This is a genomic window from Nanoarchaeota archaeon, assembly GCA_018897155.1.
Taxonomy (GTDB): domain Archaea; phylum EX4484-52; class EX4484-52; order EX4484-52; family LFW-46; genus LFW-46.
The window spans coordinates 1-13,366 of sequence record JAHILE010000045.1; the positions used below are offsets into that span (position 1 = coordinate 1).

16 protein-coding genes are annotated in these 13,366 nt (G+C 39.8%); 3 read left to right on the forward strand and 13 right to left on the reverse strand.

Going from position 1 to position 13,366, the window contains the following annotated elements; all coding sequences use genetic code 11:
• Positions 1–123: 123 nt before the first annotated feature.
• The 8 genes from KKB09_05480 to KKB09_05515 all read right to left on the reverse strand — a co-directional run bounded on the left by KKB09_05480 (position 124) and on the right by KKB09_05515 (position 5,937).
• Positions 124–315 (reverse strand): hypothetical protein, encoded by a 192-nt coding sequence (locus KKB09_05480; protein MBU4300639.1) that lies wholly within the window; start codon positions 313–315, stop codon positions 124–126.
• Positions 316–358: 43 nt separating this feature from the next.
• Positions 359–541: a DNA-directed RNA polymerase subunit K gene (locus KKB09_05485; GenBank protein ID MBU4300640.1), complete on the reverse strand. Its 183-nt coding sequence runs from the start codon at positions 539–541 to the stop codon at positions 359–361.
• Between the two features lie 118 nt (positions 542–659).
• On the reverse strand, positions 660–2,156 hold the full coding sequence (locus tag KKB09_05490) for a hypothetical protein (GenBank protein MBU4300641.1): 1,497 nt from the start codon (positions 2,154–2,156) through the stop codon (positions 660–662).
• A gap of 39 nt (positions 2,157–2,195) precedes the next feature.
• Positions 2,196–3,260 (reverse strand): phosphoribosylaminoimidazolesuccinocarboxamide synthase, encoded by a 1,065-nt coding sequence (locus tag KKB09_05495; protein ID MBU4300642.1) that lies wholly within the window; start codon positions 3,258–3,260, stop codon positions 2,196–2,198.
• Between the two features lie 92 nt (positions 3,261–3,352).
• Positions 3,353–4,141, reverse strand: coding sequence for a hypothetical protein (locus tag KKB09_05500; GenBank protein MBU4300643.1), 789 nt, complete (start codon positions 4,139–4,141; stop codon positions 3,353–3,355).
• 18 nt (positions 4,142–4,159) lie between these two features.
• Positions 4,160–4,999 carry a stage II sporulation protein M gene (locus KKB09_05505; protein ID MBU4300644.1) on the reverse strand — a complete coding sequence of 280 codons (840 nt, stop codon included), beginning with the start codon at positions 4,997–4,999 and terminating at the stop codon, positions 4,160–4,162.
• A 57-nt stretch (positions 5,000–5,056) separates the two neighbouring features.
• Complete coding sequence (locus KKB09_05510; GenBank protein MBU4300645.1) at positions 5,057–5,734, reverse strand: TIGR00289 family protein; 678 nt, start codon at positions 5,732–5,734, stop codon at positions 5,057–5,059.
• Between the two features lie 2 nt (positions 5,735–5,736).
• Complete coding sequence (locus KKB09_05515; protein ID MBU4300646.1) at positions 5,737–5,937, reverse strand: MoaD/ThiS family protein; 201 nt, start codon at positions 5,935–5,937, stop codon at positions 5,737–5,739.
• A 53-nt stretch (positions 5,938–5,990) separates the two neighbouring features.
• On the opposite strand from KKB09_05515, the gene KKB09_05520 reads away from it, so the two are divergent.
• The 3 genes from KKB09_05520 (at position 5,991) to pyk (ending at position 8,479) form a co-directional block, all read left to right on the forward strand.
• The gene (locus tag KKB09_05520) at positions 5,991–6,518 is read left to right on the forward strand and encodes an HIT domain-containing protein (protein ID MBU4300647.1); all 528 of its coding nucleotides are present in this window, start codon (positions 5,991–5,993) and stop codon (positions 6,516–6,518) included.
• Positions 6,519–6,520: 2 nt separating this feature from the next.
• The gene (locus KKB09_05525) at positions 6,521–7,003 is read left to right on the forward strand and encodes a hypothetical protein (protein ID MBU4300648.1); all 483 of its coding nucleotides are present in this window, start codon (positions 6,521–6,523) and stop codon (positions 7,001–7,003) included.
• 66 nt (positions 7,004–7,069) lie between these two features.
• Positions 7,070–8,479: a pyruvate kinase gene (gene pyk / locus KKB09_05530; protein ID MBU4300649.1), complete on the forward strand. Its 1,410-nt coding sequence runs from the start codon at positions 7,070–7,072 to the stop codon at positions 8,477–8,479.
• Positions 8,480–8,532: 53 nt separating this feature from the next.
• On the opposite strand, the gene KKB09_05535 is transcribed toward pyk, so the two are convergent.
• From KKB09_05535 to aspS, 5 genes are all read right to left on the reverse strand, one after another.
• On the reverse strand, positions 8,533–9,783 hold the full coding sequence (locus KKB09_05535) for an ATP-binding protein (protein MBU4300650.1): 1,251 nt from the start codon (positions 9,781–9,783) through the stop codon (positions 8,533–8,535).
• 1,177 nt (positions 9,784–10,960) lie between these two features.
• Positions 10,961–11,167, reverse strand: a complete 207-nt coding sequence (locus KKB09_05540) for a hypothetical protein (protein MBU4300651.1) — start codon at positions 11,165–11,167, stop codon at positions 10,961–10,963.
• 79 nt (positions 11,168–11,246) lie between these two features.
• Positions 11,247–11,420, reverse strand: coding sequence for a hypothetical protein (locus tag KKB09_05545; GenBank protein ID MBU4300652.1), 174 nt, complete (start codon positions 11,418–11,420; stop codon positions 11,247–11,249).
• On the reverse strand, positions 11,410–12,024 hold the full coding sequence (locus KKB09_05550) for a hypothetical protein (protein ID MBU4300653.1): 615 nt from the start codon (positions 12,022–12,024) through the stop codon (positions 11,410–11,412). The genes KKB09_05545 and KKB09_05550 overlap by 11 nt, the downstream gene beginning before the upstream one ends.
• 34 nt (positions 12,025–12,058) lie before the next feature.
• A complete protein-coding gene (aspS, locus tag KKB09_05555) occupies positions 12,059–13,336 on the reverse strand; it encodes an aspartate--tRNA(Asn) ligase (GenBank protein MBU4300654.1) in 1,278 nt (425 codons plus the stop codon).
• Positions 13,337–13,366 lie beyond the last annotated feature (30 nt).

Sequence of the window (13,366 nt, forward strand, 5' to 3'; positions counted from 1 at the left end):
AACATATGACTATTCGCTCTACACCTGCTGAAAAAGCAGGCGTTATTTGCTTTGCCAATGGAATTAGAGAGTATGATAGAATGCTTGAGTTGATTGAGCGTTAGCTAAAATCAACTAACAACCTTAAACTGGGACAAAGCCTTCGTGCTTATGCCAGTCAAAAATCGCGCCTTTTGGAAGAAATATTTTTGTCATGCCTTGCAGATTAGCGGATATTGGATCGTCTTTTGATAACAATAGTTGCCGTTTTCCAATGCCGCCGTGCGAATCAGTTAATTGGATATCGCTTATTCTTTTTTTGAAAAGCTTGCTCATAAGCATAAAGGGTTAAGAAGAAATATATTGTTTCAGGAATCGTTTATTCCCTAACAACCATTATCGGAATGGCATCTTTATTATATTCCTCGCGCGCAATCTTTAAAGGATCCATTTCCTTTGTCTTTATGAGCGGAGGCGCACCCATTGATAGCTGGAATGCGCGCGCGCCTAGGATGCGCGCGATTTCAAAACGATTGTAGTGAATTGTTTCTGCTGCCGCCATTTTAAACCATCTCTTTATGCATTGGGTTTGAAAGCTTGAAAGCGCAAAACGCACTCAAGTTTTCATGATAATAATCACAGGTTTCTTATATTATGCGGAAAGGTTTATAAATGGGTGATTAGACGTTTTCTATCAAAGCCTGATTTTTAGGAAATATGTGATTTCCATGATATTTTTGATATACTATTTCAATCACTTTCTTGCTTTGGCCAACATATTTGAGTGGATCAGATATTTCACGTATCACGTTTTCATCAAGCCTGCTCGTTACGTCATCACATCCAAGAAGGATTTCAACAAAAGGCTTTTTTTCAGCTTTTACCTTAGTTGAAAGTTCGCCCATAAGATCGTGTGCTATTGACCTTGGAAGTGGTTTTGAAGTTTTAATTCGGTCTGTTAGATAAGTCATGACTTGGGCAGATGTTACAACACCAAGAGAGCGTTCAACGCGTTCTATGCTTCGGGGCATGTTCAAATCAATATGGTATACAACATTTGCCAGGTTTCTTATGACTTCGTCACCCCATTTGAACATTATCTCAAGAGTTACTCTATCTGATGCAGAACCCGAAAGGTCACGCGCATAAAACATAAGATCAGAGCTAAGTGCAGTCATCATTGCGCCACGCGTATAATTGGCAAACGAAACTGTTTGCTCTTCTTTTGTGGGGTTTCCACCTTTTTCATCTTTATGCGGCATACCTGCCGAACCCTTTTGTTTCCGTCCTCTATAAACGAAAAGGTTCACGTCATCACCCCTACCGTTTGCGATGTATGTTGCAAGGTTTGCCATAGTTTCTGCAGTTCTTGCTATTCCATATGCAAAATCGCTTATGAATTCTCTTCCAGGAGTCTGCGCCGCCGCATCCATGTATTTTAATCCCAGTGCTTCACAGTATGCTTTTTGAAGTTCAATACCATTAACATTGAGTGCAGTTGCTGAATGATGGTTTCCTGTTGAATCTCCCCACTTGCCAACAAGCGAGTTATTGTAGAAATGCTTAAGAAGGTTAATGTCTGATTGAAGCATTTCGGCGTAATGAGAAAACGGCCGTCCTGCATATGTGGGAAGCGCATCATATCTATGTGTCTGATCCATATGTGGTATATTGGACCAAGCCATGGATTTTTCAAGAGTTATGTCTCTTAGATTTTCAAGAGAATCTATAATTATTTCTGTAGCATTTTTAAGCTGCAATGCTTTTGCCGTTTCAGTACTATCTGCGCTTGTTCGAAACTTATTTATGTCCGATGCGGCTTCAGGACATATCTCCATTACAGCTTCTTCCCACGCATTATCTATGGCAATTACATCATGGCCTATTTCGTCTTCAATATCTATTATTCTCTGTGGGTTTATACTTTGCAGATTCGCTGTTTTGATCAATACCGTTGCATGTTCTTGTGGAACTATATTGGGATACAATTCAGAAAGAACTTGGGTTGCTGCCGCTTGCGCCTTTAAGCAATAGCCAAACGTTGGAACCCGCCCAAAAATGGGTGACATTTCTAACGTTCCATATTTTCCAACAACAAGTATTCCGGGATCTGCTTTTGCATCAAGACCCTTCTTCTTTGGAGTCGTTATAATATATGATTTATCGATTTCGTACATATCAGTCACTTTAATCATTCCGTCTGTTCTTTAATGAATCTAATATGCTCGGGATTTTAGTCCCAAGGTACCAACAATCAATTGAATGTCTTCAACAAGCGCTTTATCACGTGGCCTTATGTCTGGTTCGAATTTTTTGCCAGTAAGTTTTTGAATTCCCATTATATATCTTACCGCAATCAGAATCTGTTGTTCCGGAGTGTATTTTTTATCTCCTTCGGACATACCTCTTGCGAATTCTTTTGAATAGGATACCGGATCTCTTCCTTCGTCTATTGCTTTGAGATAATCCTCTAAAGACCAATATCTTGAGGAATCAAAAGTGAATAACTCATCTTGTGAAACAATTTTGCCTTTTCTATTGCGACCATTTTCGGTTTTAGTATCTGCAAGTATTATGCCTTTGTCATAAAGATATCCGAAGACAATTCCATATGCCATTTTGGAATTACTGCTTATCTCAGTGTATTCGTTAGGTGTGCATATGTTATTATCAAAAAGATATTGTGGAGATACAGACATATCGGTTTTACCTTTGGTTGAAGGGGTGCCCATGAGATATGGAAGTTTTTGATTAACGATAAGATTTTCAGATAATGGGTGTCCGCAAAATTCTTTTTCACCTTTAACAAAATATGCGTGATATAATGAAGTCTCAGTACTGCTTCTTGCAAGATATAATCTCAGAACGTTTTCGAAAGGTATTGTATCAAGATTTTCTGCAGCGATTACTGTCGCATTCATGACAAGCCCGGGTATCTCAAACTGTGAGGTTCCTATTGCGGGTTCGACCATTTTTCTCATGAAGTTGTGATTTGTTGCCAGTACTTGATCTTTGAAAGGTATATCCCCTCGTCCTTTATCATGTGTTGAGATACGCGGCGTTCTAACCATTATCCTTATAGGCTTTCCATCATCTGATAAAAGCGGTTTTTCATCGTTTGTTTGATATATCGAATCAGAAACTTTTCCAGGACGTACAATACACTTATTTAATTCCGGTACGCGCTTTATTATGTCTTCGGTCGGTGTTAATATGCCAATTTCACTCAGATAGTTCTTAACAATCTCTCCTGCTTCAGATTCATCCAGAAATCTTGTCATGATATATCCCCGAAATAGACTCATCACCAAAACTAAACAAAACTTTGTTGTTTTGTTTTAGTCCTCAAACATTTAAAAACCCTTTTAGAAATCTACAAAAGCCTTGCAAAAACATCCCATCCAAACATTATGAGCAGGATAAGCGCGCCTACCACCTCTATTACTCGCCATTTTTTTGTTCCTTCAAGCACATCTGTTATTGTCAGGCACATCCATAGAAGAAAAACATATCCGCTCATTAGCGAAAATATCGAAAATTCCGGATGGCTCCAGACCCCGATAAGTTCCCCCATCATTTCGTCAAAAACCGTAAAAAGCGCGACAAAATAAGCGAGCCTTATTTCACTCCACGATTTGAAAAGGGCGAGCGATACGGCAAACCATACTAATATTTCTATAGGCCTCAACGAAAAATCCAGATACAGCCAGTCAATAGCCATGATGGCTGGCGTTAAAATAAGAAATCCGTAGGTAAGTTTTGGAAACCATACTTTTTTTTCATACGCTTCTTCAAAGACTTTTCCGAAATTATATGATGCCCAGAATATTGCGCCGTAGCCTGGAAGAATCCAAAGCGGAACGCCGCCGAAAATACCGCCGAGGTATGTGAAGTACCCTGCATTGACTCCGATAAGTTCGTGTAAGTATCCTACAACTGCGGCAAAAATAAGAAATACTTTGCCTTTTTTATCGCTTTCGCGCCAGAAAAAAATCCAAAGCAGCGATAAAATCAGCGTTGCTGTGAATTCGTCTTCAGTTTCCCGATAAAATATCAGGGTGCCTATGATTGCAGACACTACGAATATGAAAAAATCTTTTGCATCATGGAGCAGCGCGTCTTTTCTGCGTTTCAGATTGTCTTTTAGCATGAGAAAATCCATGATATCACATTAAGCAAATCAAAGCGCAGGAGTTATCCAGACTTCTATGAACGCCGCAATTATTAATAATGCGACGGAAAGGCCGAAAAGCGCTGCGGCATCTTTTATTATCCGCGTGTCTTGGTGGCGCTTTATGATTCCGATTGACAAAATACCCCCCGCAATTCCGGCAACAAAATACGCAGCTATTTCAGGAACGCCGTGCAGAGCAATTGAAATGAGGCCTGCCGGAAGGGAAATAAGGTAGCCATATACTGCGGAAAGGGGGTGGCTAATCTCTGACGCTGCTGCGCGCGCCATTCCTCCGACAAAAACAGCTATTATCGACGCATTCCATGCAAGTATGAATATGGCGCCTGCTCCGTAAAAGAATGACAGTATGAACGAAACAAATGCCACGGAGAAATTATTCAGGAATATCTGCATAAATCCTTTTCCTTCAAATGTCGCAAAGCCGGTTTTTATATTTTCTCCGCGGATGCTTGAAAGCGTTTTTATCTGCTCACTGAACGCGTCTTTTACAAAATCCGCTGGAAGGACGGTATACCAGAATGACGCAGCAACGATTATCCCGAGAAACAAAAATGTGTATATGTCAAAAGCCTTTTTGTGTATCTTAAGAAACCCCAAATCCAGGTGCTCATAATCTTCATCAAGCGTTTCTTCATTATTGAGCACATTATATATCATTGGAAACGATGCAAGCGTCACAAGAAACAGGAAGGTTGTCGAGATCTGTGATGGAAAAATATATGCTGCCAAAAAAAGGGAAACTGTGGTTGCCATCACGCCGTATATAAACACATGCCACGGCTTTTTTTCAGCATCATCAGAAGTTTCGATATTCTCAAGAACCATTTATATACTTGTTGAAATGCGTATTTATAGATTGATTCATTTCAGAGATTAATTCTTTTACTTCGGAACTGTTTTTGCGCATTCGATGATATAAACGCCCGCATCTCTTTTCCATTCCTTATGCGCCTCAATAAGTTCTATTTTTTTCGAGAATAAAGGGCAATCAAGCACAAATGTCTCGAACTCTCCGCCTTCACCAGCAATATTTATTTTGTTTTTCTTTGATATTTCGATTAACTCGTTCACTGCTTTTTTATCTAGTTTTCTTCCAAGCCAGCTTTTGTCAAGGCCTTCTGCCGCAACTGCTGTGATTACAACTTCGAATTTATTTTCAAGAAGCAGGTCCCAGTATTTTACGAGGTCAATATTCCACAAAGGCGCCTCAGATTTAAGCCCGAGTTTTTTCGCAATTGCATCGATGCGCTCCTTCTGGTAGTTTGAGTAAAGCGCGCCAGTTACGATACCGTCAACTTTTCCCTTTACCGTTGCGATGAGATTTTCAAGGTCCTTTAGTTCTTTTTCCTTTTCACCTTTTGTTTTTCCAGTAATTTGTGGGATGTTCATAAGATCTGCCTGCATCGCAGTGAGATGGACGTTTGGGTGGTGGAACATATAGCTGTCAGAACGCGCAGGCATCATTGTAAGAATATATGTGATTTCATGGCCTTTTTGCTTCATTGCATATATTGCGAAAATGGAATCCTTTCCTCCGGAAATGAGTGCCGCGAGCTTCATAATTATCCGCCCGATACAACCTGAATAATCTCTATTTTGTCGTTGTTATTAAGCTCTTCGTTGTCCGGAATTATTTCTCCGCCGCGCTTTATCAGGACCATTTCCGGATTAATTTTGAGAATCTGAAGTACATCCAGCCCGATTGCGCCGTATCTTAGCGCGAGCTTCTTTTTCACTTTTCCGTATGTGACAAAAACGTGCATATCCGGTTTTAGTTCCTTTAATTTATATATACTTCCTTTGACAATATCCTGATATGAACGCCTCAAATCCTCTTGAAGAAGATTATCAGAAGCTTACAAGGCAGGCAAGTTCGCTTCGGCCGCAAGGTGCGCAAAGGGCACCGCAATCCGCGGCACCGCGGCAGGATGAGTGCATTTTCTGCAAAATGGCCAAGAAAGAGATAAGGACGCGCCAAATCGAGGAGAATGCGAAATTTTCTGCGTTTCTTGACATCCAGCCAAAAGAGGCGGGGCATGTGATAATTCTTTCTAAAAGGCATTTTGCGCAGATGGATGAAATGGATGAGGTCGAGGCTTCTACTTTGGTAGACCTTATAAAAAGCGTTTCATCGCGCATGAAAAAAGTTCTCGGAGCAACCGGATTTACAGTCATTTCCCAGAACGGTATATCTTCGGCGCAGGCTGTTGCGCATTTTGCCGTGCATGTGATTCCGACATATTCACAAAACGCCGTGGATTTGCCTGTGATGAACCTGATACAGCCGCAGAAAGTTCCGGAGTTTGTGATGGCTGATATTGAAAGGCTGCTAAGGAAGGTTTAGGTATGCCGGCGCTAAAAGAGTTGAACAGCTTTCTAGGAATCGCTAGTTTATCTACGTACGCAGGCAGCGGACCTGAAGCAGATCCGGAAGAGCTTGATTTTAAAGAGTTGGAATACGAAGAAGGAAAATGGCGTTACTTGGATAGCTACACAGGATTTTTTCAGTCATGGGGACGGGAAACTGTGTGGTATGATAAAAAGCCATTCTGGACTCAAGTATATGGCGGCGGAATGACAGAAAAATTTCAAATGGACAAAGATTTTGCGCACAAAACATTTGAATTTCTCAAAAAAGCATTATCTGCCGGCGAAAAACAAAAGAGCTTTCAGCCTCGCGGCCCAAATAAATTCGTTGATGGTGATTGGGAATATATTTGCGAATGGAAGGGCGATATTTCAAAATTTGAAGGGCATGAAAAAATTAAACTTAAAGGAGAATTAGCATTTACGCATGATTTCTTGGGCGGCTTAGTTCTTGATGGGTGAAATCCAATATTTGATTAATTTATTCGATTGTGTCCGTATTTAAAGTTTCATTAAGATTCATATTTTATGAATTCTTTACGTATGACCAAAATCGTCTGCACAATCGGACCAAAGACAGAATCTTATGAAATGCTTGAGAAGCTCGCGAAAGCAGGAATGAATGTTGCGCGCCTTAATTTCTCTCACGGCAGTTATGAAGAGCAGGGCGCAAAAATAAAGCGGATAAAAGAGCTTAATAAAAAAATAATCCATCCAATCGCGATTCTTCTTGACACGCAGGGGCCGGAGATAAGGACCGGCGTTCTGAAGGCAGACCTAAAGCTTCAGATGGGGGATAAATTCACATTTACTGTTGCAGATAAATTTGACGGAAAATGCGGCACTACAATCACATACAAGCAGATTGTCAAAGATGTGGAAAAAGGCCATATAATACTTGTTGATGACGGCATGCTGGAATTTGAGGTTGAAAAAATATCGGGAAACGATGTCATCTGCAAGGTGCTGAATTCAGGAATTCTTTCATCAAGAAAGGGTGTTAATATTCCGGGAATCAGTATAAACCTTCCGGCGCTTTCCGATAAAGATGTTAATGATATAAACTTCGGAATAAAAAATGAAGTCGATTATATTGCCGTATCTTTTGTGCGAAGGCCTGAAGAGATAACCGCCTTGCGCAAGCTTATAAAAGATGAGGGGGCAAGCACACTGATACTCGCGAAAATCGAGCACATGGATGCTGTGAATAATTTCGACAAGATTCTTGAAGTTTCCGATGGCATACTGGTTGCGCGCGGAGATCTTGGCGTGCAGGTGCCGTTTGAGGAAATTCCGATAATTCAGAGCAGGCTTATAGCAAAATGCAACAAGGCCGGAAAACCGGTGATTACAGCGACGCACATGCTTAACTCGATGACTGATTATCCCAGGCCGACTAGAGCTGAAGTTTCCGATGTTGCAAACAGCGTGCTGAATGGAACCGATGCAGTGATGCTTTCTGCAGAATCCGCAAAAGGAAAATACCCTGTTGAATCTGTTGCTGTAATGGATAAGATTTGCCGGGCGACAGAGAAAACACTTGAGAGCAATATTGAAAAAATGATTTCGGGAAAGACTGTTCCGGAAATTATCGCGCGAGCAGTTGCCCAGAGCGCGGAAGTTGTCGGGGCAAAGGCAATAATTACGTTTACGATAACCGGAAACACCGCGCAGACAATATCCAAATTCAGGACAAAAGTGCCAATATTTGCAATGACTGTTTCGGATAAAATCATTCGCGCGACATCCCTTTCATGGGGAGTCTATTCTTTTCGGATGCGCGAGTATTCGTCAACAGACACAATGATAAAGGACGGCCTGTCTATTTTAAAGGAGAAAGGCGCGCTTGCAAAAGGTGATTTGATTGTGATAACGAGCGGCGTGCCGCTTGGAAAAGCAGGAATGACGAATTTGGCGGAGATTAGGAGAGTGGAATAATGTTGTAATGTCTGTCAATAGTTAGATATGTTGGTATCTGCGAGGGCATCTATTTAAGAGTCTTGTAAAAGCCATTTCCATAGTGGTATGAATTTAATCTTTCCTTTCATATTAAACCATTCAGAATCTTCTTCAGCATCATAGTCTTCAGTAAGGATTAAGAGTTTATGGCATTTTAGTTCTTCTCCGGCTTTAAGCAATGCACGTATTTCCCGCTTTTTGGTTTCAGGATTGCTGATATCGTAGCATACTTGAATAAGTTGGGTTACTGCCAATTCTTTTTTAACTACAAAATCGACTTCTTCCTGCTGTGCGTTTTTCCAGTAATATGCACGTATTTCATGATTCAGTTCCGCTTTTTTTAATTTGCATGCCACAATATTTTCATAAAGTTTTCCGATATTCGGACTGAATTTGAATGCTTTAGCGTGTATGATACCGTTATCAGTGCAGTAAATTTTCTTATTTGAAGATATTTGTTCCTTTACCTTAAATGAAAAACGAGGTATTGCAAAAACCAAAAACGCTTCTTCTAAATAGCCTAAGTATTTTTCGACAGTGTATGGGCTTTTGCATTTCGTTATTTTGCTTAAGGAATTATAGGACTGTTCGTTTGCAATATTTGAAATTAAATACAGCGCAAGGTTTTCAATTCCTTCTGCAAAACGTATTTTATGCCGTTTTATAATGTCTTTGTAAAGTACGGAATCAAATAATGTCGAAAGATATTCTTTGAAATCCAGATGCTTCATCAAAGGCTCTGGATAGCCCCCATAGGTTATGTATTTTAGCAGCATTTCTTTTGTTTCGGAAGTTGTCAGCTCTTTTTTTTCAAAATGTAAAAATTCCTTGAATGAAAAAGGGAATATGTGAATGAGGCTGTGCCTTCCGGTAAGGTGCGTTGCCAGTTCCGCACTCAAAAGTTTCGCGTTGCTTCCGGTGATTATTAAATTATATCCTTGCCTCGCAAGCCGGTTTGCAAATAGTTCCCATTTCGGCAAATTCTGGATTTCGTCAAACAGTATGTATTTCGGGTTGTAGTATATTGAATTTAAAGCTGAAACAATTTCGTCATAGTTTTGTGTTTCTGAAAGCTTTTCATCATCAAAATTTACGTATCCAAAATTGCCTTGTTTATTCAGAAAATGAAGCGCGAAAAAAGACTTTCCAGCCCTTCTTGGGCCAATAATCACTTTTATCAGAGGGCTATTTAGTTTATTCGAATCATAGTCTCTCTCAGCATATGGCTCTTTTAGCTTATTTTCAAGCTCTCTTTTTTGGAGCAGTAAAATGTCTCGAATCATAAAAAACACCTGATTTATACGGATTCATGAATTTGTCAAATATATGCAATTTTGACATATTTGCTCGATTTTGAGCATTTTCATGTATTTTAAACATTATAATACGAGAAAGTTTATATATTTTTGTATTATGATGTTTTTCGTGTGTTTTGGTGTTCTAATGATTTTATTGTGTGTTTTAGTCAAAGCTTAGGGCTCGAGACGTAATAACTTGATAAATTTACATATGTTTTTGTGTGCGTTGTGGCTCAAACAATATCATTTTACTTTGTCTTGCGCCCTTACGATATAATGGTAAACTTTTGGACGAAAGCTTACGATACAACCGTAAGCTATTTGGGGAATATTTGAAAACAAGGAAAAAACCGCGCGCGGAAAAATAATGTATTTGCTACTCTGGAAGTGGCTATTGGCGCGCGAGTTTGGGAAAAAAGGCGTGTGATGGCGAATTCGGCGAATGGAGTAGAAAAAGGCGCGCGAAAATTATTGTCCCATTTTTGAACCATATGGATCATTAGTGAGACAATGGTTGCGTTGAGGTAATGAGTATTCAAAAATCTCTTGGAACTGCGAAAAAAGAGGATTGTTTGCGATATCTTCGGGGTGTAGGATTTCTGTAATTCGTTCTTATCGTATGGACTAATTGTGGTCTTGTGTGTGAATCAATATTTTCCCGCGATTCTTTAGTCCATCTATATCCACAATATTTACATTCGTTTGTATTTTTATAAATTTTAATTCTCTCGATTCTATGTCTTCCTTCAGTATAGGTGCTATTTTTGTAAGTGCCATCTGAATAGAAGTATCGAGTTTCGATTCGATAGTTCCAAGGTATTCTTTCCATTCGTTCAAAATCTCTACCGATATGTTTTTTAACAAAAACTCTTTTACATACGGAGCATCTTGTAAAAACGAATATGAATATCATGATAATATCAATTATCAAGAGTGTAGAAAAGATGTCCGGATATTCTGGGATTAATACATATGACGTAATTCCAATTAAAATTGATAAAACTAATGGATCTTGATAGAATGGTAATGGTTCGATTTCACTACCAAATTTTAAACCCTTTTTAATAACACTTGATACGTAATTTAGTTCTTTTGGATAAATCCAAATGCATTTTATATTGTTTAAGCCATAAACCGATTTCTTTTCCTCATATCTTTTTCTTTATTCCATTCTTTCATTATCATTGCTTTTATCCCATCCACCAGCATATTCGATATACGTATTATACTTTGGAAGAAAAAAATCAGCTCGTCTAAATCTCTTTGAATCTTCGTTCAAAAAAGTTATTTCTTTTTCTTGTTCATAGGTTATTCCTAAATTATCTAAAGCAGCACGAACTGCGCGTTCTCCATCAGATTCAATGTTCATATAGGTCCTCTTGAATATGTTTTAATTTTCTAAGGTGTTAATCAATTAGTATCCCTCGGCGTTAAGCTTGTTTCGCGCGTCATTTCCCCTTCATCTGCGAATCAATAAGCTCCTTTTGCTGCGCGCTCCAGACGTTGTCCGGAGTTTTTTTGATGTAGTCGACCCACAAATCTATGAATTTCAGGCGCTCCTTGAAGTTCTGCTCTTTCTTTTTGCGAAGCTCTTGCGCGCTGATTTTGAGTTTAGTCGGCATATAGCGCCTCCAAATGTTTTTTTGCAGTCTTTTCGGCTTTAAGCGACTTTATGAGTGATTTCAATTCTTCATTATTTAATTTATCTTTGAAAAGTGAAAACAAAAAATAGGCGTCTTCAATGTCTTTTTCTCCGCTTAAATAAAATTTATATGCAATCTGCATCTCAAGAGGCGACAAAAAAAGCGTTTTATCGCCTATTTCAACGCGTATTTTTTTGTTTAAAGAATATCGCTCTATTTCATCTTTTACAAATTTGACTTCCATGTTAGGGATGATTTTATTGTTCTCTGCAACGCGAATTGATGATCTATCGTTCAGTATTTCAAACGCATCCTTTTCGGTTGTTGAATTTATAATCCAATAGCCATTTTTAATAAGCGTTGCGTAAAGTTCTGAAAATCTTTCTTTGGATATGGGCTCGATAAGAACATCTATATCCTCTGTTGCGCGGCTTCTTCCGAAAAGTATTGCGACGTAGCCCGAAACAATAACATAATTTATTTGCAATGAATCAAGGATCTCGATAAAAGAAATTACGAAATTATCCAGTTCGTTTGTTTCTTTATCAAAAATTATATTATTTCCGACCATTTTTGGAAGCATAACTCTATTTGTCGTCTTTTCTTTAAAAACGCTTTCACGGCGTCAGCCTTTCGGTATCCCTCGGCGTCAAGCTCGCTTCGCGCACATTCTCAAGATTCAGAATTTTCATTGTCAGTCGCTCGATTCCTATTGCCAGGCCCCCGTGCGGAGGCATGCCGTATTTGAAAAAGCGCAAGTGGTCAAAGCTCGCAGGGTTGATTCCTTTCTCTTTTATATTCGCGACGCGCTCGTCATACCTGTGCTCACGTATCCCACCGCTTGTGATTTCAAGGCCGTTGTAAAGCAAATCAAACGACAGCGTGCCTTCTTTTCCCTTGCGCATTATATAGAACGGCTTTTTTGCAAACGGGAATTCTGTGACAAAAACAAAGGATGTGCCGTGCTCCTTTTGCGCCCACTCAGAGAGCTTTCGCTCGCCTTCCGGAGTAAGGTCAGTTTTTTCGGTTTCGACTTTCATCTTAGCGAGGATTTCATTTGCTTCTGCAAGCGTCACGCGCGGTATTTTCTTTGGCACATCAAGCGTTATTTTGTACATGTCAAGAATATGCTTGCATCTTTTGTTCAATTCCGTGAAAATGAACTGCATCATCTTCTCTTCCATCGCAAGCACATCTTCAAGTTCCTGCGCGACCATCTCCAAGTCAAACGAGGCATACTCGCACAAATGCCTTGGCGTGTGGTGCGGCTCTGCGCGATACACAAAACCGATGTCATAAACCCTATCTACGCCTGACGCAAGAACGCTTTCTTTTATCAACTGCGGGCTTTGCGCAAGGAATGCCTCCTTGTTGAAATAAAGAATCGGGAAATATTCTGTTCCGCCTTCTGTTGCCGCGCCTGTCAATCTTGATGAGAAAATCCGCATGAATGACTCTTTTTGCATAAATTCTTCCATCAAGTGAGTTATTTCGCTTTCAAGCCTGAAGACTGCCATGATTTCCGGTCTGCGCATGTCGATAAATCTCCAGTCCAACCTTCTGTCGAAATTCGATTCGATTTTCCCGACATCAATCGGAAGAGGGATTTCGGAATTCGCAATAACTTCAAGAGAATCCGGAACCATCTCAAATCCGTTTGGCGCGCGGTCATTTTTAACAGCGTTTCCAGAAACAGTAATCAATGTCTCTTTGTGTATCTCTTTGAACTGCGTAAAAAGAGGATTGTCAGCCTTTACAGTAATCTGCACAATGCCTTCGCGGTCGCGCAAAGTGATGAATATGAGTTTGCCCATGTTTCTGATGTCCTGCGCCCAGCCTGTTACGCGCGCGGATTTTCCTGCCTCAATCTGGTTTGAGTAATGCGTTCTTAACATAAAGTCACGAGTTAAATGGTGCGAGAAGGC

Coding starts and splice junctions, on each gene's coding strand:
- KKB09_05480 (MBU4300639.1), bottom strand. CDS start 315: ATGAGCAAGCTTTTCAAAAAAAGAATAAGCGATATCCAATTAACTGAT.
- KKB09_05485 (MBU4300640.1), bottom strand. CDS start 541: ATGGCGGCAGCAGAAACAATTCACTACAATCGTTTTGAAATCGCGCGC.
- KKB09_05490 (MBU4300641.1), bottom strand. CDS start 2,156: ATGTACGAAATCGATAAATCATATATTATAACGACTCCAAAGAAGAAG.
- KKB09_05495 (MBU4300642.1), bottom strand. CDS start 3,260: ATGACAAGATTTCTGGATGAATCTGAAGCAGGAGAGATTGTTAAGAAC.
- KKB09_05500 (MBU4300643.1), bottom strand. CDS start 4,141: ATGGATTTTCTCATGCTAAAAGACAATCTGAAACGCAGAAAAGACGCG.
- KKB09_05505 (MBU4300644.1), bottom strand. CDS start 4,999: ATGGTTCTTGAGAATATCGAAACTTCTGATGATGCTGAAAAAAAGCCG.
- KKB09_05510 (MBU4300645.1), bottom strand. CDS start 5,734: ATGAAGCTCGCGGCACTCATTTCCGGAGGAAAGGATTCCATTTTCGCA.
- KKB09_05515 (MBU4300646.1), bottom strand. CDS start 5,937: ATGCACGTTTTTGTCACATACGGAAAAGTGAAAAAGAAGCTCGCGCTA.
- KKB09_05520 (MBU4300647.1), top strand. CDS start 5,991: ATGAACGCCTCAAATCCTCTTGAAGAAGATTATCAGAAGCTTACAAGG.
- KKB09_05525 (MBU4300648.1), top strand. CDS start 6,521: ATGCCGGCGCTAAAAGAGTTGAACAGCTTTCTAGGAATCGCTAGTTTA.
- pyk (MBU4300649.1), top strand. CDS start 7,070: ATGAATTCTTTACGTATGACCAAAATCGTCTGCACAATCGGACCAAAG.
- KKB09_05535 (MBU4300650.1), bottom strand. CDS start 9,783: ATGATTCGAGACATTTTACTGCTCCAAAAAAGAGAGCTTGAAAATAAG.
- KKB09_05540 (MBU4300651.1), bottom strand. CDS start 11,167: ATGAACATTGAATCTGATGGAGAACGCGCAGTTCGTGCTGCTTTAGAT.
- KKB09_05545 (MBU4300652.1), bottom strand. CDS start 11,420: ATGCCGACTAAACTCAAAATCAGCGCGCAAGAGCTTCGCAAAAAGAAA.
- KKB09_05550 (MBU4300653.1), bottom strand. CDS start 12,024: ATGCTTCCAAAAATGGTCGGAAATAATATAATTTTTGATAAAGAAACA.
- aspS (MBU4300654.1), bottom strand. CDS start 13,336: ATGTTAAGAACGCATTACTCAAACCAGATTGAGGCAGGAAAATCCGCG.